This is a genomic window from Tabrizicola sp. (assembly GCF_016793705.1).
GTDB lineage: Bacteria > Pseudomonadota > Alphaproteobacteria > Rhodobacterales > Rhodobacteraceae > Tabrizicola.
The window spans coordinates 93,532-117,397 of record NZ_JAEULO010000052.1 but is presented as its reverse complement, the minus strand read 5'-3'; the positions used below and the strand labels follow the sequence as shown (position 1 = coordinate 117,397).

General features: G+C 66.8%; 30 protein-coding genes. 11 read left to right on the top strand and 19 right to left on the bottom strand.

All coding sequences use genetic code 11. The features are described from left to right. Positions 1-5: 5 nt before the first annotated feature. The 10 genes from scpB to epmA form a co-directional block, all read right to left on the bottom strand. On the bottom strand, positions 6-644 hold the full coding sequence (gene scpB / locus JNJ68_RS14690; RefSeq protein WP_294983193.1) for an SMC-Scp complex subunit ScpB: 639 nt from the start codon (positions 642-644) through the stop codon (positions 6-8). Beyond that, the gene (locus JNJ68_RS14685; RefSeq protein ID WP_294983192.1) at positions 644-1,432 is read right to left on the bottom strand and encodes a ScpA family protein; all 789 of its coding nucleotides are present in this window, start codon (positions 1,430-1,432) and stop codon (positions 644-646) included. The genes scpB and JNJ68_RS14685 overlap by 1 nt, the downstream gene beginning before the upstream one ends. Further along, the gene (locus JNJ68_RS14680; protein ID WP_294983190.1) at positions 1,425-2,420 is read right to left on the bottom strand and encodes a glycoside hydrolase family 3 N-terminal domain-containing protein; all 996 of its coding nucleotides are present in this window, start codon (positions 2,418-2,420) and stop codon (positions 1,425-1,427) included. Before JNJ68_RS14680 ends, JNJ68_RS14685 begins: the two co-directional genes overlap by 8 nt. Further along, positions 2,417-3,400 carry an SPOR domain-containing protein gene (locus tag JNJ68_RS14675; RefSeq protein WP_294983188.1) on the bottom strand — a complete coding sequence of 328 codons (984 nt, stop codon included), beginning with the start codon at positions 3,398-3,400 and terminating at the stop codon, positions 2,417-2,419. The genes JNJ68_RS14680 and JNJ68_RS14675 overlap by 4 nt, the downstream gene beginning before the upstream one ends. A gap of 74 nt (positions 3,401-3,474) precedes the next feature. Further along, complete coding sequence (argS, locus tag JNJ68_RS14670) at positions 3,475-5,217, bottom strand: arginine--tRNA ligase (RefSeq protein ID WP_294983186.1); 1,743 nt, start codon at positions 5,215-5,217, stop codon at positions 3,475-3,477. A 69-nt stretch (positions 5,218-5,286) separates the two neighbouring features. After that, positions 5,287-5,757, bottom strand: coding sequence for a holin family protein (locus JNJ68_RS14665; RefSeq protein WP_294983183.1), 471 nt, complete (start codon positions 5,755-5,757; stop codon positions 5,287-5,289). Then, positions 5,748-6,359, bottom strand: coding sequence for a holin-associated N-acetylmuramidase (locus tag JNJ68_RS14660; RefSeq protein ID WP_294983182.1), 612 nt, complete (start codon positions 6,357-6,359; stop codon positions 5,748-5,750). The genes JNJ68_RS14665 and JNJ68_RS14660 overlap by 10 nt, the downstream gene beginning before the upstream one ends. A 69-nt stretch (positions 6,360-6,428) precedes the next feature. Then, complete coding sequence (gene ccmE / locus JNJ68_RS14655; protein ID WP_294983180.1) at positions 6,429-6,911, bottom strand: cytochrome c maturation protein CcmE; 483 nt, start codon at positions 6,909-6,911, stop codon at positions 6,429-6,431. 107 nt (positions 6,912-7,018) lie between these two features. Further along, positions 7,019-8,047: an N-acetyl-gamma-glutamyl-phosphate reductase gene (gene argC / locus JNJ68_RS14650; protein WP_294983178.1), complete on the bottom strand. Its 1,029-nt coding sequence runs from the start codon at positions 8,045-8,047 to the stop codon at positions 7,019-7,021. Positions 8,048-8,422: 375 nt separating this feature from the next. Next, positions 8,423-9,463 (bottom strand): EF-P lysine aminoacylase EpmA, encoded by a 1,041-nt coding sequence (gene epmA / locus JNJ68_RS14645; RefSeq protein WP_294983176.1) that lies wholly within the window; start codon positions 9,461-9,463, stop codon positions 8,423-8,425. Positions 9,464-9,548: 85 nt separating this feature from the next. Here epmA and efp point away from each other — a divergent pair, with 85 nt between their 5' ends. Both efp and JNJ68_RS14635 read left to right on the top strand, forming a co-directional pair. Continuing rightward, positions 9,549-10,115 carry an elongation factor P gene (gene efp, locus JNJ68_RS14640; RefSeq protein WP_294983174.1) on the top strand — a complete coding sequence of 189 codons (567 nt, stop codon included), beginning with the start codon at positions 9,549-9,551 and terminating at the stop codon, positions 10,113-10,115. A 158-nt stretch (positions 10,116-10,273) separates the two neighbouring features. Continuing rightward, a complete protein-coding gene (locus JNJ68_RS14635) occupies positions 10,274-11,053 on the top strand; it encodes a formate/nitrite transporter family protein (protein ID WP_294983172.1) in 780 nt (259 codons plus the stop codon). A gap of 60 nt (positions 11,054-11,113) precedes the next feature. Here JNJ68_RS14635 and JNJ68_RS14630 read toward each other — a convergent pair whose 3' ends face one another. From JNJ68_RS14630 to JNJ68_RS14615, 4 genes are all read right to left on the bottom strand, one after another. After that, complete coding sequence (locus JNJ68_RS14630) at positions 11,114-11,854, bottom strand: DUF1684 domain-containing protein (RefSeq protein ID WP_294983170.1); 741 nt, start codon at positions 11,852-11,854, stop codon at positions 11,114-11,116. Further along, a complete protein-coding gene (locus JNJ68_RS14625) occupies positions 11,855-12,133 on the bottom strand; it encodes a BrnA antitoxin family protein (RefSeq protein WP_294983168.1) in 279 nt (92 codons plus the stop codon). Beyond that, complete coding sequence (locus tag JNJ68_RS14620; protein ID WP_294983258.1) at positions 12,078-12,302, bottom strand: BrnT family toxin; 225 nt, start codon at positions 12,300-12,302, stop codon at positions 12,078-12,080. The genes JNJ68_RS14625 and JNJ68_RS14620 overlap by 56 nt, the downstream gene beginning before the upstream one ends. 160 nt (positions 12,303-12,462) lie before the next feature. Next, positions 12,463-13,275 (bottom strand): aspartate/glutamate racemase family protein, encoded by an 813-nt coding sequence (locus JNJ68_RS14615; protein ID WP_294983256.1) that lies wholly within the window; start codon positions 13,273-13,275, stop codon positions 12,463-12,465. A gap of 195 nt (positions 13,276-13,470) precedes the next feature. On the opposite strand from JNJ68_RS14615, the gene JNJ68_RS14610 reads away from it, so the two are divergent. Next, positions 13,471-14,376, top strand: a complete 906-nt coding sequence (locus JNJ68_RS14610; RefSeq protein ID WP_294983166.1) for a LysR family transcriptional regulator — start codon at positions 13,471-13,473, stop codon at positions 14,374-14,376. Positions 14,377-14,549: 173 nt separating this feature from the next. Here the strand turns inward: JNJ68_RS14610 and JNJ68_RS14605 are convergent, their stop codons facing one another. Continuing rightward, complete coding sequence (locus JNJ68_RS14605; RefSeq protein ID WP_294983164.1) at positions 14,550-15,716, bottom strand: DUF6596 domain-containing protein; 1,167 nt, start codon at positions 15,714-15,716, stop codon at positions 14,550-14,552. A 38-nt stretch (positions 15,717-15,754) separates the two neighbouring features. Further along, entirely contained in the window at positions 15,755-16,093 is a 339-nt protein-coding gene (locus JNJ68_RS14600; protein WP_294983163.1) for a YciI family protein, read from the bottom strand. A gap of 192 nt (positions 16,094-16,285) precedes the next feature. Here JNJ68_RS14600 and purL point away from each other — a divergent pair, with 192 nt between their 5' ends. The 7 genes from purL to grxD are packed head-to-tail and all read left to right on the top strand — an operon-like array spanning position 16,286 to position 20,393. Then, positions 16,286-18,439: a phosphoribosylformylglycinamidine synthase subunit PurL gene (purL, locus tag JNJ68_RS14595; protein ID WP_294983161.1), complete on the top strand. Its 2,154-nt coding sequence runs from the start codon at positions 16,286-16,288 to the stop codon at positions 18,437-18,439. Continuing rightward, positions 18,439-18,939 carry a GNAT family N-acetyltransferase gene (locus tag JNJ68_RS14590; protein WP_294983160.1) on the top strand — a complete coding sequence of 167 codons (501 nt, stop codon included), beginning with the start codon at positions 18,439-18,441 and terminating at the stop codon, positions 18,937-18,939. The genes purL and JNJ68_RS14590 overlap by 1 nt, the downstream gene beginning before the upstream one ends. Positions 18,940-18,964: 25 nt before the next feature. Continuing rightward, entirely contained in the window at positions 18,965-19,201 is a 237-nt protein-coding gene (locus JNJ68_RS14585; RefSeq protein ID WP_294983158.1) for a BolA/IbaG family iron-sulfur metabolism protein, read from the top strand. Next, a complete protein-coding gene (locus JNJ68_RS14580; RefSeq protein ID WP_294983155.1) occupies positions 19,198-19,461 on the top strand; it encodes a hypothetical protein in 264 nt (87 codons plus the stop codon). The genes JNJ68_RS14585 and JNJ68_RS14580 overlap by 4 nt, the downstream gene beginning before the upstream one ends. Positions 19,462-19,464: 3 nt before the next feature. Further along, positions 19,465-19,776: a hypothetical protein gene (locus JNJ68_RS14575; RefSeq protein WP_294983153.1), complete on the top strand. Its 312-nt coding sequence runs from the start codon at positions 19,465-19,467 to the stop codon at positions 19,774-19,776. Between the two features lie 18 nt (positions 19,777-19,794). Beyond that, positions 19,795-20,037 (top strand): hypothetical protein, encoded by a 243-nt coding sequence (locus tag JNJ68_RS14570; protein WP_294983152.1) that lies wholly within the window; start codon positions 19,795-19,797, stop codon positions 20,035-20,037. Then, the gene (gene grxD, locus JNJ68_RS14565) at positions 20,034-20,393 is read left to right on the top strand and encodes a Grx4 family monothiol glutaredoxin (protein ID WP_294983150.1); all 360 of its coding nucleotides are present in this window, start codon (positions 20,034-20,036) and stop codon (positions 20,391-20,393) included. Before JNJ68_RS14570 ends, grxD begins: the two co-directional genes overlap by 4 nt. Positions 20,394-20,426: 33 nt before the next feature. Here the strand turns inward: grxD and JNJ68_RS14560 are convergent, their stop codons facing one another. Genes JNJ68_RS14560 through JNJ68_RS14550 form a run of 3 tightly spaced genes read right to left on the bottom strand, consistent with a single transcriptional unit; the run spans position 20,427 to position 21,596 of the window. Next, entirely contained in the window at positions 20,427-20,744 is a 318-nt protein-coding gene (locus tag JNJ68_RS14560; protein WP_294983147.1) for an MliC family protein, read from the bottom strand. Continuing rightward, the gene (locus JNJ68_RS14555) at positions 20,741-21,106 is read right to left on the bottom strand and encodes a cell division protein ZapA (RefSeq protein WP_294983145.1); all 366 of its coding nucleotides are present in this window, start codon (positions 21,104-21,106) and stop codon (positions 20,741-20,743) included. Before JNJ68_RS14555 ends, JNJ68_RS14560 begins: the two co-directional genes overlap by 4 nt. Beyond that, the gene (locus JNJ68_RS14550; protein WP_294983144.1) at positions 21,099-21,596 is read right to left on the bottom strand and encodes a hypothetical protein; all 498 of its coding nucleotides are present in this window, start codon (positions 21,594-21,596) and stop codon (positions 21,099-21,101) included. Before JNJ68_RS14550 ends, JNJ68_RS14555 begins: the two co-directional genes overlap by 8 nt. Before the next feature lie 219 nt (positions 21,597-21,815). Between JNJ68_RS14550 and tkt the strand changes: the two genes are divergently transcribed. Further along, positions 21,816-23,831 carry a transketolase gene (gene tkt / locus JNJ68_RS14545; RefSeq protein ID WP_294983141.1) on the top strand — a complete coding sequence of 672 codons (2,016 nt, stop codon included), beginning with the start codon at positions 21,816-21,818 and terminating at the stop codon, positions 23,829-23,831. Positions 23,832-23,866 lie beyond the last annotated feature (35 nt).

Sequence of the window (23,866 nt, the reverse complement as noted above, 5' to 3'; positions counted from 1 at the left end):
CCTCCTCAGTCCTCGAACAACTCGCTCTGCCCGACCTGGGCTTCCTCGTCCTCGTCCGCCGTCGCAGCCTGCCCCGGCAGGGGCCGCGAGTCCAGCAATCCCGCCGCCCGCAGCTCCTTCAACCCCGGCAGGTCGCGCGCCGATTCCAGGCCGAAATGGTCGAGGAACGTCTCCGTCACCACAAACGTCACCGGCCTGCCGGGCGTCATCCGCCGCCGCCCCAGCCGGATCCATTCCAGCTCCATCAGCTGATCCACCGTCCCCCGGCTGACCGCAACCCCCCGGATTTCCTCGATCTCCGCCCGCGTCACCGGCTGATGATAGGCCACGATCGCCAAGGTCTCGATCGCCGCGCGCGACAGCTTCCGCACCTCCACCGTCTCGCGCCGCATCAGGAAGCCAAGGTCGGCGGCGGTGCGGAAGGCATAGGCGTCGCCCACGTGCACCAGGTTCACCCCCCGCCCCTCATAGCGCCGCTTCAGATGCACCAGCGCCTCCGCCGGGTCCGCGCCATGCGGCATCCGCGCCTCCAGCTCGGCCAGCGTCACCGGCTCGGCACTGGCAAAGAGGATCGCCTCCACCATCCGCTCCTGTTCGCCCATCGGCGGAGCGTCGAACAGGCTGTCTTCCTCGTCCTGGGGCATCACCCCTCCTTCCGGCGCAATTCGATGGGCGCGAAGGTCTCGCCCTGCCGCAGCACCACTTGGCCCCGCTTCGCCATCTCCAGCACCGCCGCGAAATGCGAGGCCAGCGAGGACCGCCGCGCCATCGGCGTCGCGTCCCAGCCGTCCGGCAGGAAGCTCACCAGCGTGGCCCAGTCGCCGACATAGCCGATCAGCCCCCGCATCCGCTCCAGCGCCTGTTCCATCGTGTAGACATGCTCCCGATCCAGCACAAAGGGCCGGAACTCGTCCTTCGTCCTGATCTGCGCATAGGCGCGCATCAGGTCCAGCAGCGTTGCCGTATAGCTGACCTTGCGGTGATGCGTCAGGTCTTCCGGCACCCCACGCGCGAAGAAATCTCGTCCCCGCTGGTCGCGCCCCATCAGCCGGGCGGCGGCATCCCGCATCGCCTGCAACCGTTCCAGCTGGAAGGCCAGATGCGCCGCCAGGTCCTCGGCGCTTGGCCCCTCGTCGCCCGGTTCCGGCGGCAACAGCAGCCGCGATTTCAGAAAGGCGAGCCAGGCCGCCATCACCAGGTAATCCGCCGCCAGCTCAATCCGCAGCGTCCGCGCCTTTTCGACGAAGCCCAGATACTGCTCGGCCAGTTTCAGGACGGAAATCTTCCGCAGGTCCACCTTCTGCGTGCGGCTCAGCGTCAGGAGAAGGTCCAGCGGCCCTTCAAACCCGTCCACGTCGACGATCAGCGCCTCGGCGGCCAGCCGGTCCTCGGGCGAGATGCGCTCGGGTTGGTCCCAGTCTGCCTCAGCCATGCGCCAGCTCTGCCAGCGCCGCCTCGACGTCCAGCGTCGCAGGCCGCCGCGCCGCGACCGCCGCCTCGGCCCGCTTGAGAGCCTCCGGCCCCATCACCCCCGCCGCCCCAGCAACCGAAACCATCTCGGCCATGTCGCCCTTGCAGTGGAGCGCGATGTCCACCCCCGCCGCGATCGTCCGCGCCGTGCGTTCGGCCAGCGTGCCCGACAGCGCCTGCATGTTCAGGTCGTCCGACATGAGGAGGCCCCTGAACCCGATCTCCTCCCGGATCACCCGGATCATCTCCGGGGATTGGGTCGCAGGCCGTCCGGCATCCAGCGCCGCAAAGACCAGATGCGCCGTCATCGCCATCGGCAGGTCGTTCAGCGCCTGGAACGGCGCGAAATCCACCGCCGTCAGCTCCTCATGGCTTGCATCCACCGTCGGCAAATCATGATGCGTATCGACGTGGGAAAGCCCATGCCCCGGCATGTGCTTCATCACCGGCAGCACGCCGCCCGCCATCAGCCCCTCGGCCACCGCCCGCCCGATGCGCGCCACCGTCACCGGGTCGCGCCCGTAGCAGCGGTTCATCAGAAAGGGATGCGTCCCGGTCCGCACCACGTCCAGCGTCGGGATGCAGTCGGCGTCGATCCCGACGTTGGCCAGTTCCGCCCCCATCACCATGGCGCGCAGCCGCATCACCCGCTCTGCCGCCTCCAGCGACCCCGCCCCGTCCACCGTATCCAAGGGCGGCGTCCATTCGCGCCAATGCGGCGCGCGCAGCCGCTGCACACGTCCGCCCTCCTGATCCACCAGTACTGGCGCATCCCGGCCCACCGCCTCGCGCAAGTCGCTCGTCAGTCGCCGCAACTGCGTCGGGTCCTCGATGTTGCGGGCAAAGACGATGAAGCCGAACGGATCGGTCTCGCGAAAGAACGCGCGCTCCTCGGGCAGAAGCTTCGGCCCGGCGCAGCCGAAGATCACGGCGCCGCGACCCACGGTCATTTCTGCGGCACCGGAATGCAGACCGCATTCTCGCTGACGAAGGCCGAGCAGAAGCGCCGCGCGTCATCCTCGCCCTCGAAGCCATGCGCGCGCAGGCGATAGAAGGTGCGCCCGCCGCTTTCCGCCGGCTGCACCACCATCGCCTTTTCCGCCATCAGCTCGCCGAACCGGCCTTGCAGGCGCATCCATTCCGCCCGCGCTTCCTCGGCGGTGTCGAAGGTGCCGAACTGCACCAGCCTTGTGCCGGGGGCAATCGTCGCCGGGTCCACCTCGCTCACTGCGGCCATCGCCACCGCTTCCGCCGGAGCCGCCGCAACAGCCTCGCGCGCGCCGGGCCGGGCCTTCGGACGGGGCGAGACGGTGATCGCCCCCTCGGGTGCAGCCTCGGCCATTTCCTCGGCCAATGTCACATCATCGACCATCGCCACATCACCGGGGACTTCCCCCAGCGCCTCGGCGAGGGCCGCATCGACCGCGACTTCGGTCGGGTTGGCGCTCTCGGTCGCCGGGTCCGCTGCCAGCGCCAGATCGGCATCTGCCGTCAACGCGGTCGAAGGAGCCGAAGCTTCGGACAGGCCCGGCATCGGCGCACCGCCCAGACCCGCCGTATCCTCGGGCGCAAGCTCGACCGGGCGCGGGGCCAGCACCAGCTTTTCCGGCGGCGGGGCGGCAATCCCCACCGCGGCCACCGTGTTCACCGCAAGGCCCTGGTTGTCGGTGACCTCGCCCCCCGGATCGGCGGGCGAAATCCGCATCGGTCCGTCCAGCGCCTGAATGACCGGCACGCCGTTCACATCGCGCACCGCCAGTTTGTAGCCCCAGACGCCAAGGCCCACGACCAGCGCCAACGAGGTCAGGCCACCGGCAAGGTTGACCTTCCGTTGCAGCTTGTCGGCAGCCGCAGCATCCCGGGCACCCCGTCGCGGTGCCTGCCTCTCGGATGAGAAGCTGCCGCCGAAATCATGATCCGCGTCCGCCATCTGCTGCCCCTGCCTGCGGGGTGGTTGATCCGCCCCTCGCATTCACGCCTCATGCCCGGCGGGGCGCCGTTTCGTCAGCGCATTTCCTCGACCGGAGTCACGCCAAGGATACCAAGGCCTGCGCAAATAACAACGCCCACGGCCCGGGCAAGGGCGATTTTCGCCTGAGATTTTGCGGTATCCCCCTGGAGGAACCGCAAGCTGTCGTCTTCGTTGCCCCGGTTCCAGAGCCCGTGAAAGTCCGACGCCAGTTCATACAGGTAGAAGGCCACCCGGTGCGGCTCGTGCCCCTTGGCGGCAATCTCCACCAGCCGGGGCCATTCGCCCAGCTTGCGGATCACGCCCATCTCGGCCTCGTGCCCCAGATGCGCCAGATGCGCGGCGGAAAGCGAGGCATCGCTCACATCCAGCCCCGCCTCGCGCGCCTTGCGCAGGATCGAGTTCACCCGCGCATTGGCATATTGCACATAGAAAACCGGGTTGTCCTTCGACTGCTCCGTCACCTTGTCGAAGTCGAAGTCCAGCGCCACGTCGTTCTTCCGTGTCAGCATGACGAAGCGGACGACATCCGGCCCCACCTCGTCGATCAGGTCGCGGAGCGTGACGAAAGTCCCCGCCCGCTTCGACATCTTGACGATCTGCCCACCCTTCAGCAGCTTCACCAGCTGGATCAGCTTGATATCCAGGCTGACCCGGTTCTCCGACAGCGCCGCCACCACCGCCTTCAGCCGCTTCACATAGCCCGAATGGTCCGCCCCGAAGATGTTGATCAGCTCGTCGAACCCGCGCTCCACCTTGTTCCAGTGGTACGCGATATCCGGCGCAAAATAGGTCCAAGAGCCGTCCGACTTCTGCACCGGCCGGTCCTGGTCGTCCCCGAACGCGGTCGACCGGAACAGCGTCTGCTCCCGCGCCTCCCAATCCTCCGGCGCCTTGCCCTTCGGCGGCTCCAGCACGCCGGTATAGATTAGCCCCAGGCCCTTCAGCCGCTCCAGCGCCGCCTCGATCTGGCCCGTCCCGTACAGCGCCTTTTCGGACGAATAGACATCCATCTCCACGCCCAGAGCCGCGAGGTCGTGCCGGATCATCGCCATCATCATGTCGGTGGCAAAGACCCGCACCTCCGCCAGCCACTCGCTCTCCGGCATATCGAGCAAACGGTCGCCATGCATGGCCTTCAACGCCTCGCCCACCGGGATCAGGTAATCCCCCGGATAAAGCCCCTCTGCGATCTCGGGCGACAACCCGTTCGCCTCGCGATAGCGCTCATAGGCCGACCGCGCCAGCACGTCGACCTGCCCCCCGCCATCGTTGATGTAATACTCCCGCGTGACCGCATAGCCCGCGAAGTCCAAGAGCGAGGCCAGCGCATCCCCCACCACCGCCCCCCGCGCATGCGCCACATGCATCGGCCCCGTCGGGTTGGCGCTCACGAACTCCACGTTCACGCGGCGCCCCTGCCCCAGCGCGGACCGGCCATATGCCTCCCCCTGCTCCAGCACGTCCCGCACCAGCCCCTGCCAGGCCGAAGGCTGCAGCCGCAGGTTCAGGAACCCCGGCCCCGCCACATCCGCCCCCGCCACGCGCGGGTCCGCCATCAGCCGCGCCGCCAGCGCATCGGCAATCGCGCGGGGCTGCATCCCCGCAGGCTTCGCCAGCACCATCGCCGCATTGGTCGCCATCTCGCCATGCCCCGCATCGCGCGGCGGCTCCACCGCGACCCCGGCAAGGTCCAGCCCCGAGGGCAACCCGCCCGAGGCCATCAGCGCCTCAAGCTCGGCCACCACAAGCTCACGGATATCGGCGAACAGGTTCATTTGATCACATCCTCTGATGCCAAAGGCCATGCCAGAGGCCCGGTCAGAGGTCAAGAAGAGGCAGGGGGATCACCCCTGCCGCCAGTCCTCCAGCGCCGCATTCTCCTCCGCCGCGCCACCTGCCGCAAAGGGCGACACCACCCCGCGCGAGCGGAAATAATGCGTCTCCCGCGCCCCGAAATAGAACGCCACGATGGCGCCCAGAAGCCACCACAGCGGCTCCGGCACCGCATTCAGCCCCACCATCCGCCTGGCAAAGGCCTCCGGGTCGACCATGGCATAGGTGAACAGCCCCAGCGTCCCGAAAGCCAGAAACGGTCGCGGCAACCGGTTCAGCCCGTTCACCAGCCGGTCGAACCAGCTCAGCGCGGGGTGCTGATACTCCTCCCCCAGCTGCCGCAGCGCCGCCATCTGCGCCTCGGCCGACAGTTCCATCTTCTTCGTCGCCGAGGGCAGGAAGACCTCCGCCACCCCCTGCGCCGCCTCGCCCAGCGCGCTTACCGCCGCCGGAGAACCGATCAGCTTGCCGATCACGCCCATGCTGCCACCCGCGCCGCGTGCTGCGCCGCCGTCAGATGATACTTCGGCGCGATGAAGGCCTCGGCCCGCCTGATCCAGCCGCCCTTGCCGCCATCCTTCGCCCGGGCATATTTTCGGCTGGCCGGCCGCTTGTCCGCCAAAGCGTAATAATAGTTCCGCCGCGCGATCCCGTAAGCATCGACCAGATGCGACGGCGCCGCCTCGAACGCTCCTTGCGCCGCGCGAATGGTCTGCGGCCCGATCTCGCCATCCGCCTCGCAGGGAAAGCCCATGTCGGTCACGAGTCGCTGCAGGATCTTCACCGCATTGCCGCCTGCATTCACATACATATCGAAGACCGAGGCCTGCACCGGCTCCGGCAAGGCCCCGATCCCCGGCACCTCGAAATAGTACTTGAGGTAGATCTCCACCGCCTGCTTCTGCGACAAGGCCTTCACATCGACCACGTCGATCCGCGTATCCCGGTTCACGTCGATCCCCAGCCGCCGCAGCGTCCCGATCGTCACCCCGTGGTTCGTCGCACCCCCCGGATCGTCCGGGTCGTTCACGAAGCCCCCCTCGCGGACCACGATCTCTTCGGCAATCTCCCGGACATTCGGCATGGGCACCCCCTTCAACTCGGGGGCAAGCCTCGCAGGCCAGCCTTAACGCCGCCCTGCCGCAGCGCGCGCTCAGCTGGCGGGCTTGGCGTTCGGGTCGACGTAGACGCCCTGCTCCTTCAGCGCGTCGACCACTTCCTTCGGCATGTAGGTCTCGTCATGCTTGGCCAGCACTTCGGTCGCAACGAAGGTATCGCCTTCCATCTTGCCAAGCGCGATCATTCCCTGCCCCTCGCCGAAGAGGTCCGGCAGAACCCCGGTATAACGCACAGGCACGGTGGCATTGGTGTCCGTCACCGCGAAGGCCACTTCCGTCCCCTCGCCGCGCTTGATAGACCCCTCGACGACCAGCCCGCCGATCCGGAAAGTCTCGCCTTCGCGTGGCGGCTCGGTCATAACCTGGCTCGGGCTGCGGAAATAGTTGATCCCGTCGCGCATCGCATAGCCGACAAGCCCCGTCGCCCCCAGAAGCGCCACCGCAGCCAGCGCAATCACCTGGATGCGCCGTTGCTTCTTCAGGCCCTTCAGACCCCGGAACTCCTGCTTGCCACTCATCGCTTGCATCCCTTGCCGACGCCCGGCCTATGCCACGTCCAAGGTGGGCGCGCCTTGACCAGAATCAAGGGACAAGACCCGTAGGCCGGGCTTCAGCCCGGCGCCCCTCACGGGAAAACCGGCGCCAGCATCAGCCCTTCCGACTCCGGCAGCCCCAGCATCAGGTTCGCGTTCTGGATCGCCTGTCCGCTGGACCCCTTGGTCAGGTTGTCCAGCACGGCCACCACCACCGCACGCCCCGGCACCCGGTCGCCGATCACCCCCAGATGGCAGAAGTTCGACCCCGCGATGTCGCGGGTCGAGGGCAGCGCGCCGAAGGGCAGCACCTGCAGGAAGGGCTCGCTTTCATAAGCCTTTTCAAGCACCTGATGCACGGCCTTCGCATCCCCCTTCACATAGACCGTGGCCAGGATGCCCCGGTTCATCGGCAGAAGATGCGGCGTGAACTGCACCCGGATGGGACGCCCGGCGATCTTGGAGAACTCCTGGTCGAACTCGCCCAGATGCCGGTGCTTGCCGCCCGCCGAATAGGTATGCGTCCCCCCGGACAATTCCGCGTGAAGCAGGTTCTCCTTCAAGGACCGCCCGGCCCCCGAAACCCCGGCCTTCAGGTCGATCAGGATATCGTCGAGGTCGATGCAGCCCGCCGCGATCAAGGGCCGCAGCGCGAACTGCCCCGTCGCCGCATTGCACCCGGTCCCCGCCACCAGCCGCGCGGATTTGATCTCTTCGCGGTAGAACTCGGTCAGCCCGTAGACCGCCTCCTTCTGGATCTCCACCGCCGTATGCGGCTGGCCATACCATTTCTCGTATTCCGTCGGATCGCGCAGCCGGAAGTCGGCGGACAGGTCGACGATCCGCAGGTTCTTCGGCAGCTTCGCCACCACCTCCTGCGTCGTCGCATGCGGCAGCGCGCAGAAGCACAGGTCCACATTGGAAAAATCGATCTCGTCGATCTTCTGAAGCTTCGGCAGGTCCAGATGCCGCAGGAACGGAAACACCTCCGCCATCGCCATCCCCGCCTTGCGGTCCGCCGACAGCGCTACGATCTGCATCGACGGATGCGTCGCGATCAGGCGGACCAGCTCGGCGCCCGTATAGCCCGAGGCCCCGAGGATGGCGATGCGATGGGTCATGGCATGGGTTTCCCTGCAAACGAAACGCGCCCTCTTTGCGCCCCTCACGCCCCCAATGCAAGACCACTGGGCGTAACCGGCACAATTCCGGCGTCAGCCTTTCATCTTTGCCCTAAATATCCCCGCCGGAGGCGCCCGCACCCGCCCCCCTCACAGCCTTTCATACTGGCGCAAATATCCCCGCCGGAGGCTCCGAGGGCAAAGCCAGGCACATCGCATCCCGACAAAACCGCAAGATGCGCCAGGCGCCTCCCCTCCCCCTCCGTGGAGAGGGGCCGGGGGTGGGGGGACGACGCTAGAACCCTAAGAAACCCCTAACGTCCGCAGCCAAGCCATTGATTTCAAAAGTCTCCATTTCTGTCCACCGTGGACAGATCACGGCACCGGCGTCCACATCACCTCCTCGATCCGGGGGGCGCCCGTGGCCAGCATCACCACCCGGTCGAACCCCATCGCGATCCCCGCCGCCGGGGGCATGATCGACAGCGCAGCCAGGAAATCCTCGTCCAGCGGATAGCTCTCCCCGTAGACCCGGGCCTTCTCGGCCATCTCCGCCTCGAACCGTCGCCGCTGCTCGCCCGCGTCGGTCAGTTCCCCGAACCCGTTCGCCAGTTCCACCCCGCAGCCATAGACCTCGAACCGCTCCGCCACCCGCGCATCCCCCGGCACGCGCCTCGCCAGCGCCGCCTCCGCCGCCGGATAGCGGTCCAGGATCGTCACCCGCCCCAGCCCCAGTTTCGGCTCCACCTTTTCCGACAACACCCGGCTCAGCATGTCCGACCAAGTATCATCCGAAGCACGCCTGACCCCGATCCGGTCCAGTTCGGCCCCGAGCCGCCCCGCATCCGTCGTCCCGTCCCCCCGGATCGAGGCCAACAGGTCCACCCCGGCATGGGCCGCGAAGGCCTCGGCCACCGAAACCCGCTCCGGCTCCAGAAACGGATCGCAGGCCCGGTCCCGGAACCGCAGGATCGCGGCCCCCGCCTCCCGCGCCGCGAGGCGAAGGAAGGCGACCGTATCGACCATCAAGGTCTCATATCCCTCACCCACCCGATACCATTCCAGCATCGTGAACTCCGGCGAATGCAGCACCCCCCGCTCCCGGTTCCGCCAGACGTGGGAGAAGGCATGGATTCGCCGCTCCCCCGCCGCCAAGAGCTTCTTCATCGCGAACTCAGGCGAAGTGTGGAAATACATGGTCCGCCCCACCCCGTCATTCCCGATCACCTCGGTCCGGAACCCGTGCAGATGTGCCTCGTTCCCCGGGCTGATCGCCAGCGCGGCGGGATCGACCTCGGTGAAGCCCTCCCCCGCCAGCCAGCCCCGGATCGCCGCCTGGATGCGGTTGCGGGTCAAAAGCAGCGGACGACGGTCGCCGTGAACGCGGGGCGTCCACCAAGGGGATGCGGGATTCATCTGGAATTTCCGGTTGGGATGGGTTAGGGCGCGCGGGCAAAGGCCGGTCTAGGGGACCAGGCCCCCATTCACAAGGACCAGACCTTTGAAAGTCATCGCCTCCAGCTTGCGCAAGGGCAACGTCGTCGAGATGGACGGCAAACTCTACGTCGTGCTCACCGCCTCGAACTTCCACCCCGGCAAGGGCACGCCCACGACCTCGGTCGACATGCGGCGGATTTCGGACGGGGTGAAGGTCTCCGAGCGGTGGCGGACGACCGAGATGGTCGAGAAGGCCACCGTCGACGAGCGGGAGTATGACTACCTCTATGAAGACGGCGAGGGGTTCCACTTCATGGAGCCGACCACCTACGAACAGGTCGTCGTCACCGAGGACATCATGGGGGCGAACAAGCCCTACCTCCAGGAAGGGATGCGCTGCTACGTGAAGACCTTCGACGGGGTTCCGATCGCCCTCGAAGTCCCGCAGAAGATCACCGTCGAGATCACCGAGACCGAGCCGGTGGTGAAGGGGCAGACGGCCTCGTCGTCCTACAAGCCGGCGATGACCTCGAATGGGCTGCGGGTCATGGTGCCCCCCCATATCGGGCCGGGCACGCGGATCGTGATCAACACTGATGATGACAGCTATGTCGAGCGCGCGAAGGACTGACTGTCCACGGTGGACATTTCTTGATTTCTACGCAAAATCAATATCTTGATTGCGAACGTTAAGGAATTCGAAAGGTTTGAAAAGGCATGCTCCAAGGCATGCCTTTTCGCTTTTCCGGGCGCCGCGACGGGCTATGCTGCGCCCGGAGGGAGGCCCCAATGCCGACAGAAAGTCATGATGCCTACAAGCCTGCCGAGATCGCGGCGCTGATCGAGACGGCGGGGGTCGCCAAGGCGGCGCTGCCCCTGCACCGGATGGCCACGCTGGCCATGCTGGCGGGAGCCTTCATCGGCTTTGGGTCGGCCTTCTGGTGCATGGCGATGGCAGGAGCGGACCCGGGATTCGGCCCGCAGCGCGTGCTGGGTGGGGTGGTCTTTTCGCTGGGACTGATCCTGGTTGCGGTGGGCGGGGCCGAGCTGTTCACCGGCAATGCTCTGATGGTGATGGCGGCGGTGGACCGGCGGATCACGCCGGGGGCGCTGCTGCGGAACTGGGGGATCGTCTACGTCGGCAACCTGATCGGCGCGGTGGGCCTTGCGCTGGCCTTCGGGCTGTCGGGCCTCCTGGATGGGCCGATGGGCGCGGTTGCGGCCAAGGCGGCGGCCACGAAGGCCGCGCTGCCCCCGGTGGAGGCCTTCGTGCGGGGAGCGCTGTGCAATGCGCTGGTCTGCCTTGCGGTCTGGCTGAGTTTCGCGGCGCGGTCCGCAACGGACAAGATCCTGGGCGTGCTCTGGCCGGTCGCGGGTTTCGTGACGCTGGGGCTGGAGCATTCGGTGGCGAACATGTTCCTGTTCCCGGCGGGGCTTTGGGCGGGGTCGGAGACCAGTTGGGCCGGAGTCGCGGCGAACCTGCTTTGGGTCACGCTGGGAAATGTGGTCGGCGGCGCGGGCGGTGTGGCGCTGGCCTATCGCTTTGCCTACGGAGCGATGCGGGGGTGATGGCGGGAGAGTCGGGGCAAGCCCCGACCTACATTTGGGTTGACATCATGGCCCGTGTGGTCACGGGGCCAGTTCGCCCGCCTCGATGCGGAAGGGCAGGATGTTGCCGGGTGGCGGCAGCGGGCAGATCGCGAAATCGGTGAAGGCGCAGGGCGGCGAGATGGCGCGGTTGAAGTCGAGGGTGATCTCGCCGTCCGAAGGGTGCTCGCCGAAGAGGAAGCGGCAGGCCGGGTAGGTCTCGCCCGCGGTGGCGTCGCGGAAGACGAACATCGGCTTGCCGGATTTCACATGCGTCGGCGTCAGGGTGATGGTCCTGCCCTGGTGCCGGAAGGTCGCGCGGTGGGTCACGGTGACGGCCGCGGTGGAGCCGTCTTTCATCGCGATTTCAGCGGCTTCCGGGGCGAGGCTTTCCCATTTCGCGCGAATGATCCAATCCGGATCGTCAGGGAAATACCGCAGCGTGATGGTCGGCTGCTGCGACAGGTCGCGGATGCGGAGCGCCGGGGTGCCGTCGACCGTGTGGATTTCCAGGAGGAACGGGTCGACGCGAAGCTGCGGGAAGGCGTCGGGGACCGGCTGGAACGGCTGTGGCGCCTCTCCCGGTCGGGCGAAGCTGGCGCCGGTCGGGGTCAGGTCGAGTGCGCCGAGCAGGTCGGGGCCAGAGGGAAGCTGCACCTCCTGCGCCGCACCGACGTGATGATGGCCGGGGGCAAGCTCGATCCGGGCGACGAGGTTCAGCCAGCCATCGGGAGCGGTGAGCGCCGCCAGTCGCGCGGCGCGGTGATCGGCAAGCGGCAGCATTCAGAGACCGGCCGCCTTGCGCAGGGCCTCGTTGATGCGGGACTGCCAGCCGGGTCCGTCGGCCTTGAAATGGGCGATCACTTCGGGGTCGAGGCGGATGGTGGTGGAAATCTTGGGTGCTGCTGCGAGAGGGCGGCCGCGCTGGACCTTCACCTTGGAGAACTGCTCGATCCAATAGGGGGTGGAGAGGTCGGGCACGTCATCCACGGGATCGAAGGCGGCGTCACCATATGTGTCCGGATCGTAGGGATGGACCAAAGGTTGCTTGCTCTCGGGCATTTGCTTTCCTCAGACTTATTACCCGCAGGCTTGCGAAGCGGCGGGTCCAGGCGAACACCACCATCCTGCCGTCCAGATAGCCAACGGTATTGTAGCGGGCTTCGCCGTAGTCCCTGCGCCGATCTTCCATCGTCATGTGCGGCCCTTCGAACACACGCGCAACATGCATCATGTCGAGACCGCGTTCGGACAAGGTAAGCAGGCGCTTGGCTTCGTCGAACTCTATGTCCATTTAATGTTACTACAGAAAATTGTCAAGGCGGGAGGGGTCGTCCGTGAAATCACGCATCCTACGGGGGACATTGGTAGGCGAGTTTCCCGCCCACCGCTCACGCGGCCTCGAACGTGATCTTCCGGCGCAGGAATTGCGTTGCCTTGTTGGACACGGACGCCGGATCGCCGGTGGTCAGGAATTTCGACTGCGTGCCGGTGCCATGAAACTCCGGGCGGCGGGTCAGGTAGTCGGCGAGGCTTTCGGCCACAAGATTGGCTTGCGAATAGACCTTGACCCCCTGCCCCAGTGCCTCGGCGAAGATCTTTTCCATCAGGGGGTAATGCGTGCAGCCGAGGATCGCGGCCTCGGGCCTGGGCATCCGGCGTTTCAGCGCCTCGACATGGGAGCGGACGAGAGCTTCGGCGAGGATTTCGTCGCCCTGTTCGATGGCATCGACCACGCCGCCGCAGGGCTGCGCCTCGACGTCGACGCCGATGGCGCGGAAGGCCAGTTCGCGCTGGAAGGCGCGGGAGGCGACGGTGGCGGGGGTGGCGAAGAGGGCGACGTGCTTCACGGCCACTTCGCGGGGCGGCGAGTTGTCGCCCCACTGCCGTTCGGTCAGCGCCTCGATCAGCGGCACGAAGACGCCGAGGACGCGCTTGTCGGCCGGCACCCAGGTCTCCTGCATCCGCTTCAGCGCGGCGGCGGAGGCGGTGTTGCAGGCGAGGATGACCAGATCGCAGCCCTCGGCCCAGAGGCGTTCGGTGGCCGCGCAGGTCAGCGCGAAGATGTCGTCGGGGTCGCGGACGCCGTAGGGGGCATGGGCGTTGTCGCCGAAATAGACGAAGGGGATGTCGGGCAGGCGCCGCGCGACGGCATCCAGAACCGTCAAACCGCCCAGACCCGAATCGAAGATTCCGACCGCCATCTCCTGCCCTTTCGCCTGCGCGCGGGTCATCCTGCCCGCTTTCCGGTCGCATCATAGGCAGAGCGGCCCGGTTTCGGAAGACCTGCGACATCGGGGCGGGCTTTTTCGCCCTGTCACGGCATTTACATCAGAACAGGTTTTCACCAGAAGCATGGCTCGTGGTAATGTGCTTCGGGTTTGAAAGAGGGTGACGGGATGGATTGGGACAAGCTGAGGATCTTTCACGCCGTGGCGGAGAAGGGCAGCCTGACCCATGCGGGTGACGTGCTGCACCTGTCGCAATCGGCGGTCAGCCGGCAGATCCGGGCGCTGGAGGAAAGCCTGGCGGTGACGCTCTTCCACCGCCATGCGCGGGGGCTGATCCTGACCGAACAGGGCGAGCTGCTGTTCGACGCGACGCAGCAGATGGTGCGGCGGCTGGATGCGACGGCGGCGCGGATCAGGGACAGCGAGGACGAGGTCTTCGGCGAACTTCGCGTGACGACGACGATGGGCTTCGGGACGCTGTGGCTGGCCCCGCGGCTGGCACGGCTTTATGAGAAATACCCGGCGCTGAAGATCGACCTGATGCTGGAGGAGCGGGTTCTGGACCTGCCGATGCGCGAGGCGGACGTGGCGATAAGGATGAAGGAGCCGTCGCAGGCCGACCTGATCCGCAAGCGGCTGATGCAGATCCGGATGCAGCTTTTCGCGACGCCGGAATATCTGGCGGCGCATGGCACGCCCGAGACGATGGATGATTTCAGCAGTCACCGGCTGATCGCGCAGCACGCGGGGACGCCGCAGGTGGCGGCGGGGGCCTCGCTGGTGGCGGAGCTGATGACGCATGACATCCCGTCGACGCTGACGGTGAACAACTATTTCGGCGTGTTGCAGGCGGTGTTGAACCACCTGGGGATCGGGGTGCTGCCCGACTATCTGACCGACGATTTCCCCAATCTGGTCCGTGTCTTGCCGGATGTGCAAAGCGGCGAGGTGCCGGTGTTCCTGGCCTATCCCGAGGAGTTGCGACATTCCAAGCGCGTGGCGGCGTTCCGGGATTTCGTGACCGAAGAGATCATGGCCTTCCGGCGGCGGCAGACCGAGGAAGCGGCGGCCTGAAATGCTGCCATGCAGCATCTGCATAACGGCAATGCCCAAACGTCGGGCATTCCAGACTTGTTTGCGCAAGCATGGGGCACTATTTGAAGCCTCGAAGCGGCGATGAGCGTGCTCTCGCCCCTTCGTACCTCCCTGTTGGACTTGGCCGAGCGGAAGCTCGGCCTTTTTTTTGCTCAACTCAGATGCCGGTTGCGGCGACGGGTCAGGAAGGCCGCGTCAGCGGGAGACGGTGCAAGCTCGATGGCCCTGTCATAGGCGGCCAGCGCGGCGGCGATCTGGCCATCGCGGACCAGAAGCTCGGCCCGGGCGGCGTGGAAGGGCTGGTAGTCAGCGAGCGCATCGGACAGGGCGCCCAGCCTTTCAAGAGCTTCGGACAGGGCGCCGGTTTCGGCCAGCGCGACGGCGTGGTTCAGGCGGACGACCGGAGTTGGTTCGTGGCAAAGAAGCCCGGCGTAAAGTGCAGCGATCTGGGGCCAGTCCGGTGGGTCCCGGCTGTGAAGCACGGCTATGGCCGCCTTGATCTGGAACGGGCCGGGGCTTCTGCGCCCAACCGCTTGATCCAGAAGCTCCTGTCCCTCGTCCAGCATGGGCCGGTTCCACAGCGTGCGGTTCTGGTCGGCCAGCGCCACGCTGACCCCCTCCACCACCCGCGCGGCACGGCGTGAGTGGGTCACGAGAAGCAACGCAAGCGCGCCTTCGACCTCGGCCGTCGCGGGCTGCAACCGGTTCAGGAGGCGCGCCAGGAAGATCGCCTCATCGCAGAGATCGCGGTCGTGTCCGGGACCAGCGGTGTAGCCGGCGTTGAAGATCAGGTAGACGACCGTCAGGACGGAGTTCAACCTTTCGGGCAAATCCTCGGGTTCGGGCAGCTTGAACGGGATTCCCGCCGTCGCGATCTTGGCCCTGGCGCGGGACAGGCGCTGGCCCATCGCAATTTCGCTGTCGAGAAAGGCGCTGGCAATCTGGCCGGTGGTCAGCCCGCCCAAGGTGCGCAAGGTGAGGGCCACGCGGGTCTTGGGCGCCAGCGCCGGGTGGCAACAGGTGAAGATCAGGCGCAGCCGGTGGTCAGGGATCATCTCTGCCTCCTCCTCGACGGGGTCGGCTGCAAGAACGGCAAGGGCCGCAGCCCCTGCCCCGTCACGCTTTCCGCGTCGCAGCCGGTCGACGGCCTTGCGCCCGGCGACGGCCAGAAGCCATGCCTGCGGCCTGTCCGGAACTCTGCTGTGACCCCAATGCTGCGCTGCAGCTGCGAGAGCCTCCTGCAAGGCATCCTCGGCCAGCTGGAAGTCACGAAAGCGGGCGATGAGGGCGGCAAGGCACCGCCCCCAATCCTCGCGCATCACCCTGTCAAGCGCGACGCTGGCACGGGCGACTCGGTTCACCCGAAGACCACGATGGGGCGCACTTCGATGGTGCCGTACTTCGCCCCCGGAATCTGCGCCGCCCATTTCAGCGCCTCGTCGAGATCGGCGCAGTCGAGCAGATAATAGCCACCCAGATGTTCCTTGGTGTCGGCGAAGGGGCCGTCGATGGTCTCCACCTTGCCGTCGCGGACCCGGACCGAGGTCGCGGTCGTGACGGGCTGCAGCGCGTCGCCCGCCTTCATCACCCCGGCATCTTTCACCCGGCGGGTATAGGCGAAATAGTCGTCATTCATCGCCTTGCCCATCGGCGGGGTCAGGGCGGGGTCGGTATAGATCAGGGCCATGTATTGCATCGCGGTCTCCTTTGCTGGCCGGTTTCGGATCGAGAGTATGCCAAGGACGCGCAAGCAGGGGCGATTTCGACATCGCGACACCCGCGGCTCTAAAATTTTTCGTCGAAAAATTTTAGAGCGCTTCAGGTTGCGGTGGTTTGCCCTTCGCTGACCTTTCCCTTATGAGGCGCCCAAGCCGCCAGAGGGGATGCCATGCAAGAGCCCGCCATCACGCCTGACCTCGTCGCCAGCCACGGGATCAAGCCCGATGAATGGAAGCGGCTTCTGGGCATTCTGGGGCGGCAGCCTTCGTTCACCGAACTTGGCATCTTCTCGGCGATGTGGAACGAGCACTGTTCCTACAAGTCGTCGAAGATCCATCTGAAGAAGCTCCCGACCACGGGACCGCAGGTGATCTGCGGGCCGGGCGAGAATGCGGGGGTCGTCGATATCGGCGACGGGCAGGCGGTGATCTTCAAGATGGAGAGCCACAACCATCCGAGCTACATCGAGCCGCATCAGGGCGCGGCGACGGGCGTGGGCGGCATCCTGCGCGACGTGTTCACCATGGGCGCGCGGCCGATTGCGGCGATGAATGCGCTGTCGTTCGGCCTGCCCTCGCATCCCAAGACCGCGCATCTTGTGAAGGGCGTGGTCGAGGGCGTGGGATCCTATGGCAATGCCTTCGGGGTGCCGACGGTGGGCGGTGAGGTGCGGTTCCATCGCAGCTACAACGGCAACTGTCTGGTGAACGCCTTTGCCGCCGGTCTGGCCGATACCGACAAGATCTTCTATTCGGCGGCAAGTGGCGTGGGGATGCCGGTGGTCTACCTCGGCGCCAAGACGGGTCGCGATGGCGTCGGCGGGGCCACGATGGCCAGCGCCGAGTTCGACGATACCATCGAGGAAAAGCGCCCGACGGTGCAGGTGGGCGACCCCTTCACCGAGAAGCGGTTGCTTGAAGCCTGTCTGGAGCTGATGGCGTCTGGCGCGGTGATTTCCATTCAGGATATGGGCGCGGCGGGGCTGACCTGTTCGGCGGTCGAGATGGGCGACAAGGGCGGGCTTGGCATCAAGCTGCAACTCGATGACGTGCCGCAGCGCGAAACCCTGATGACCGCCTATGAGATGATGCTGTCCGAGTCTCAGGAACGGATGCTGATGGTGCTGAAGCCCGAGATGGAGGCGGAAGCGCGGGCGATCTTCGTCAAATGGGACCTCGACTTCGCCATCGTCGGCGAGACGATCCCGGAAGATCGCTTCCTGATCCTGCACGGGAATGAGGTGAAAGCGGACATTCCGCTGTCGAAGCTGTCGTCCAGCGCGCCGGAGTACGACCGGCCCTGGGTCCCCTCCCCCGCCCCGGCACCCTTGCCGCACCTGCCTGCGATCACCCCGATTGCGGCGCTGAAGGCGCTGATCGGATCGCCCAGCCATGCCCACAAGGGCTGGGTCTATGAGCAATACGACAGCCAGGTCGGCGCGGATACGGTGCTGCCCCCTGGCGCAGGGGCGGGCGTGGTGCGGGTGCATGGGACGGGCAAGCTCTTGGCCTTCACCTCGAACGTGACACCGCGCTATGTGAAGGCGAACCCGTTCGAGGGCGGCAAGCAGGCGGTGGCCGAGGCTTATCGCAACCTCGTGGCGGTGGGCGCGCGGCCCTTGGCGACGACCGACAACCTCAACTTCGGCAACCCGGAAAAGCCCGAGATCATGGGGCAGTTCGTTGGCGCGCTGGAGGGGATCGGGGCGGCGGTGAAGGCCTTGGACATGCCGATCGTGTCGGGGAACGTCTCGCTTTACAACGAGACTGATGGGTCCGGCATCCTGCCGACTCCGACCATCGGCGCGGTGGGGATCATGCAGGCGGGTGATCTGATCGCGGGCCAGCCGCAGGACGGCGACATCGCGGTGGTGATCGGCGAGACGCGGGGGCATCTGGGGCAGTCGGCGCTGCTGGCCGAAGCCTTCGGAATCGAGGCGGGCGAGCCGCCGCCGGTGGACCTGACGCTGGAGGCGAATGCGGCCAAGGCGTTGCTGGCCAACCGCAAGCGCGTCCGCGCCGCGCGGGACCTGGGCGACGGCGGGCTGGCGCTGGCGGCGTTCCGCATGGCGGAGGGCGCGGGAATCGGGCTGGTGCTGAAGACCGGCGAGATCGGGCAGCTCTTCGGCGAAGATCAGGCGCGCTATCTGGTGGCGATCCGGGCCGAGGATCTGGCTGCCTTCATGGCGGCGGCGGGCGGGGTCAAGGTGGCTCAGGTGGGCAAGTTCGGCGGCGAGAAGGTGACGTTCGGGATGGAGAGCGCGCCGATGGCGGAGCTGTCGGGGCTTTACCGTTCGGCCTTCGCGGCGGCGGTCGGGGTCTGATGCTGCGCCCGGCGACTTCGGCGGATTTCGGGTTTATCCGGGGCCTTGCCGGCCAGCCGGAGAATGCGCCCTTCATCACCGATGAGGGTGAGGCGGCGCTGGCGGGCTATCTCGCCGATCCGGCGGCGCGGCTGCTGATCTGGGAGGTGTCGGGCGTGCCTGCGGGCTTCGCGCTCTGGTGCGGGGTGGGTGATCCCTCGGGCGCGGTGGAGCTGCGGCGGCTGGCGCTGGTGGCGACGGGTGGCGGCCAGGGGCAGGTCTTCCTGCGGGCACTGCTGGGCCATGGCTTCGGCACGCTCAAGGCAGCGCGGGTCTGGCTGGATGCCTCGTCGGAGAACCCCCGGGCGATCAAGACCTATGAGCGCGCGGGCTTCACGCTGGAGGGGCGGCTCCGGCGGCACTGGTATCGCCCGGCGCTGGGGCGGGTGGTGGATGTGATGCTTTACGGCATCCTGCGGGAAGAATGGGAATCCCTTGAACCCCTTCCGGACCGGGCCTAGGTTTGTCCTGAACAAGGAGACCTCCATGCCCATCGAAGCCCGCGACATCGAAGCCCTGCTCCGGGAGGCCTTCCCGAAGGCGAAGATCAGCGTGCAGGGCGACGACGGCGCGCATTTCGCGGCGGAGGTGATCGACGAAAGCTTCCGGGGCCTGAACCGGGTGCAGCAGCAGCGGGCGGTCTATGCGGCGCTGAAGGGCAAGATGGACGGCGCGCAGGGCGAATTGCACGCGCTGGCGCTGACGACCAAGGCGCCGGAGTGAGCATCTTTGCGTCACTCACCTTCTGGGTGACGTTTGGCATCGCTCTGGCGGTCCTCCTGCCTGTCCTCGTCCTGCACGAGCGCTCGAAACGCAACCGACCCAGGCAACGACTGGGTGTGCAGCCAAACGAGCAGGCGCGGCTGATCGTCACCGACATCGGTCGCGACGGGCCGTTCAACAAGGTGACGCATGCCTATCATGTGACCACCGACCCGCAGGAATTTGCAGATATCTTCGTCCCCTCCGGCAAGAAGGAGTGAGCCATGTCCGAGGCGCAGGCAAAACAGGAACGGATGGGGGCCACGGTCATGTCCGGCGCCTCGGTCTTCATCGCGGCGATGGAATATCTGGGGCGGCCCGGACCTGGCGAGATCGTCGAGGCGGAGCCGGACTGGTATGTCACCTTCAACCTGGTCCTGCATGGCGCGATCCTTGTGCTCCTGCTTTTCGCGCTGCTGCGTCTGCCCCGGATGACAGCCGACCGGCCCGGCCTGCGGCTGCCCTTCACGGTGATGATCCTTGTCGGGACCGTCGCGGCTGCCTATGTCGTGGGACGGGACCTGGGGCTGGTCTGAGAACGCGGGAGAACCGGAATGGCAACGGGTGCGGGACTGGGCGGATTGGTGTCGGCGATCCTGCCGCTGGTGGGGATCGTCACCATCCTCAAGGGCCGCAGCCGCCGCAAGCGCGGCCTGCCCGAGTCGGTGGATCACGAGTTCGAGAAGCGCCGCGCCGCAACCCGGGAATCCGAGGCGCGCATGGCGGCCTATCTGGCGCAGCGCAGCGCGGCCAGCTATCACGTCAGCGAAGACGACGAACAGGAGATCAGGCGATGAGCGCCGAGGACCAAATCCGCGAGACGATCACGAAGAACGATGTGGTGCTGTTCATGAAGGGCACCAAGATGATGCCGCAATGCGGGTTCTCGTCCCGCGTGGCGGGGGTCCTGAATTTCATGGGGGTCGAGTTCCAGGACGTGAACGTGCTGGCCGATGCCGAGATTCGCCAGGGGATCAAGGATTTCAGCGACTGGCCGACGATCCCGCAGCTTTACGTGAAGGGCGAATTCGTCGGCGGTTGCGACATCGTCACCGAGATGACGCTGTCGGGCGAGCTGGACCAGCTGCTTGAAGCGAAGGGCGTGGCCTTCGACAAGGAAGCGGCGGACAAGATTCGTGAAGCCAACGCCTGATTTGAAGCGGCGGGATGGTGGGTTTCACCCACGCTACGGGGCGATGGCGCAGGTGAGAAGTGGCGTCTCGCCCTCGGGCGTTTTCCAGGAAAGCGTCGCCTCGTCGCCTTTCGTCCACCAGACATAGTTCGACCCGTCCGAAGGCCAGCCGTAGCGGGCACCGGAGGCGGCGGGTTCATTGATCAGCGTGATCTGCTGGCCGTCGACATGGATCACCACAAGGCCCTGGTCTGCGCCGTTGATGTAGGTGGCGGGCACCTCGACGCCACGGTCGCAGAGATAACGGTCGGCGGTGAATTCCTGCGCCGCCGCGGCAGAGGGCAAAAGCGCGAGAAGCAGAGCCGCCCTCATGCGCGCAGTTGTTCTTCGACGCGGGCGGCCATCGCTTCAGCCCGGGCGGCGATTTCGGCCAGCGTCTCGTTCACCTGCGGCGGGATCACGGCCACGTCGCGGGTTGCCACCGGACGGGCTTCGAGTTCCGCCATGCGGGCGCGCAGGGTGCGAAGCTCGTCTTCCACCGCCGCCGTCTTGTCGGCCAGCATCAGCCCCGCCATCAGAAGCATCTTCGCCTCGGGCAGACGGCCCAGCTGGGCGATGATCGGCGCGGCTTCGGCGTCCAGCATCCCCGCAGCGGAGCGCAGGAAATGCTCTTCACCGGGCTGGCAGGAGACCTGGAACGGACGACCGCCGATTGTGACTTCGAGTTCAGGCATTGCCGGCCTCCGTGAGGTGGGGTTCCAAAGCGGCGAGGATCTCGTCCATCTCGGCCATCTCGCTGAGCCTTGTGGCGCGCAGGGCCTCAAGCTCGGCGGCCATCGCCTTGTTGATCAGGCCGGGTTCGGTCGCGCCCGCGGCGGCTGCCGTGCGCAAGGCCTCCAGCTGTTCACGCAGGGAGGCGTTCACCCGGCGCATCCGTTGCAGTTCCAGCCCCTGCACGTCCAGCTCCTGCGTCAGGCGGTCAACCTTTTCCTGCAGGTCGCCCTTCGCCTCGCGGTCCTTGGCGGCGCGGAGCCGGGCCTGAAGCTGGGCGGTGAGCGACTTCTCTTCCTCGAGCTGGGCACGCAGCGCCGAATCCGAGGGCGCGGCGGCAGGTGCGGCACTGGCAGCGGCCTGCCGGGGCTGCGCGGCCAGCCGGTCGACCCCCTTGCCGATCCGTTCCAGCGCGGTGGTGATCCGCTTCTCCAGCTCGGTTATGTCCTGCATCCCTTACCCCTTGCACCCCGGACGCTGTCCCTGCGCCCGTCATTGGCGGAAGCATGGGCGAATCGCCCTGCCCCCGGTCGCAGTCGATCTTAGCGCGAAACCCCGCAAAGGCGACCGGCCTTTCTTCCCAAGGCCTTGGGCAGCAAGCTTGATCTTGCCGGTCGCGGTGGGTAGGAGGCTGGCAACCCTGTTGCCACGCCCAGCCAAAGGAACCCAGCCTTGGACATCCAGACCCTTCGCCAGCAGAACCCCGACCACTGGATGCGCGCCACCGCGATCCGCGCCCTGGCGCTGGATGCGGTCGCCGCCGCGAATTCGGGCCATTCGGGGATGCCGATGGGCATGGCCGATGTGGCGACGGTGCTGTTCGAGAAGCATCTGAAGTTCGACCCGAAAGCGCCGCGCTGGCCGGACCGCGACCGTTTCATCCTGTCTGCGGGCCACGGGTCGATGCTGATCTATGCGCTTTTGTACCTGACCGGGTATGAGGACATGACGCTGGACCAGATCAAGGCCTTCCGGCAATGGGGCTCGATCACGGCAGGACACCCGGAATACGGCCATGTCGCGGGAGTGGAGACGACGACCGGGCCGCTGGGCCAGGGGATTTCCAACTCTGTCGGCTTCGCGATCGCCGAGGAAAACCTGCGCGCGCGCTGGGGGGCGAAGGTGCAGGACCATCATACCTGGGTCATCGCGGGTGACGGCTGCCTGATGGAGGGCGTCAGCCAGGAGGCGATCGGTCTGGCGGGCAAGCAGCAGTTGTCGCGGCTGATCGTGCTGTGGGACAACAACGGGATCACCATCGACGGCAAGGTCAGCCTGTCGGACGTGACCGACCAGAAGGCGCGCTTCGCGGCCTCCGGTTGGGATGTGTTCGAGTGCGACGGGCATGATCCGGCGGATATCGACCGGGCGCTGACGGCGGCGAAGGCCTCGCCCCGCCCGGCGCTGGTCGCCTGCAAGACGCATATCGCCATCGGCCATGCGGCGCAGGACACCTCGAAGGGCCATGGTGCCCTGACCGACAAGGCGCAGTTGCAGGCGGCGAAGGATGCCTATGGCTGGAAGGGCGGGCCGTTCGAGGTGCCCGCGGAGATCAAGACCTGGTGGGAGGGGCTGGGCCTGCGCGGGGCGAAGGCCCGGGCGGAGTGGGAGGCGCGGCTTGCGGCGCTTTCGTCCGCCAAGCAGGCCGAGTTCGCCCGCATCTTCGCGCTGGAAGCTCCGGCGAAGCTGGGCGCGGCGATCCGGGCGGTGAAGAAGCAGGCGGTCGCCGACCTGCCTAAGCTTGCCACCCGCGCGGCATCAGAGAAGGTGCTGGCGGCGGTGAACCCGGTGATGCCGGAGACCATCGGGGGATCGGCCGACCTGACGGGATCGAACAACACCAAGACGGCGGACCTGGGGGTGTTCACCCCCGAGGATCGCAAGGGCCGCTATGTCTATTACGGCATCCGCGAGCATGGCATGGCGGCGGCGATGAACGGCATGGTGCTGCATGGCGGGGTGCGGCCCTATGGCGGGACCTTCATGTGCTTCACCGACTATGCCCGGCCCTCGATGCGGCTGTCGGCGCTGATGGGGGTCCCGGTGGTCTATGTGATGACGCATGACAGCATCGGCCTGGGCGAGGATGGCCCGACGCACCAGCCGGTGGAGCATCTGGCGATCAGCCGCGCCACGCCGAACACGCTGGTGATCCGCCCGGCCGACCTGGTGGAAACCGCCGAGGCCTGGGAGATTGCGCTGACCCAGAAGACCCGGCCCACGGTGCTGGCTTTGTCGCGGCAGAACCTTCCGGCGGTGCGCAAGGCGCATAGCAGCGCCAACATGGTGGCGAAGGGCGGCTATGTGCTGGCGGAAGCCACAGGGCGGCGGCAGGTGATCCTGATGGCGACGGGTTCCGAAGTGGAGATCGCGCTGAAGGCCCGCGACGCGCTGGAGGCGGAGGGGATCGGCACCCGTGTCGTCTCGATGCCGTCGATGGAACTGTTCGCGGCGCAGGACGAGGCCTGGCGCAAGCGCGTTCTGCCCGCCGGTCCGGTGCGCGTGGCGGTCGAGGCGGGCGTGCGGCAGGGCTGGGACCGCTGGCTTCTGGGCGAGCGGGGCCGCGAGGCGAAGGCGGGGTTCGTGGGGATATCGAGCTTCGGCGCCTCGGCCCCGATGGAGCGGCTTTATGCCGAGTTCGGGATCACGGCGGAGGCGACCGTGGCGAAGGTGAAGGCGCTGCTCTGAGTCCATTGCGGGCGAATGACGCGCCCGATGGCGAA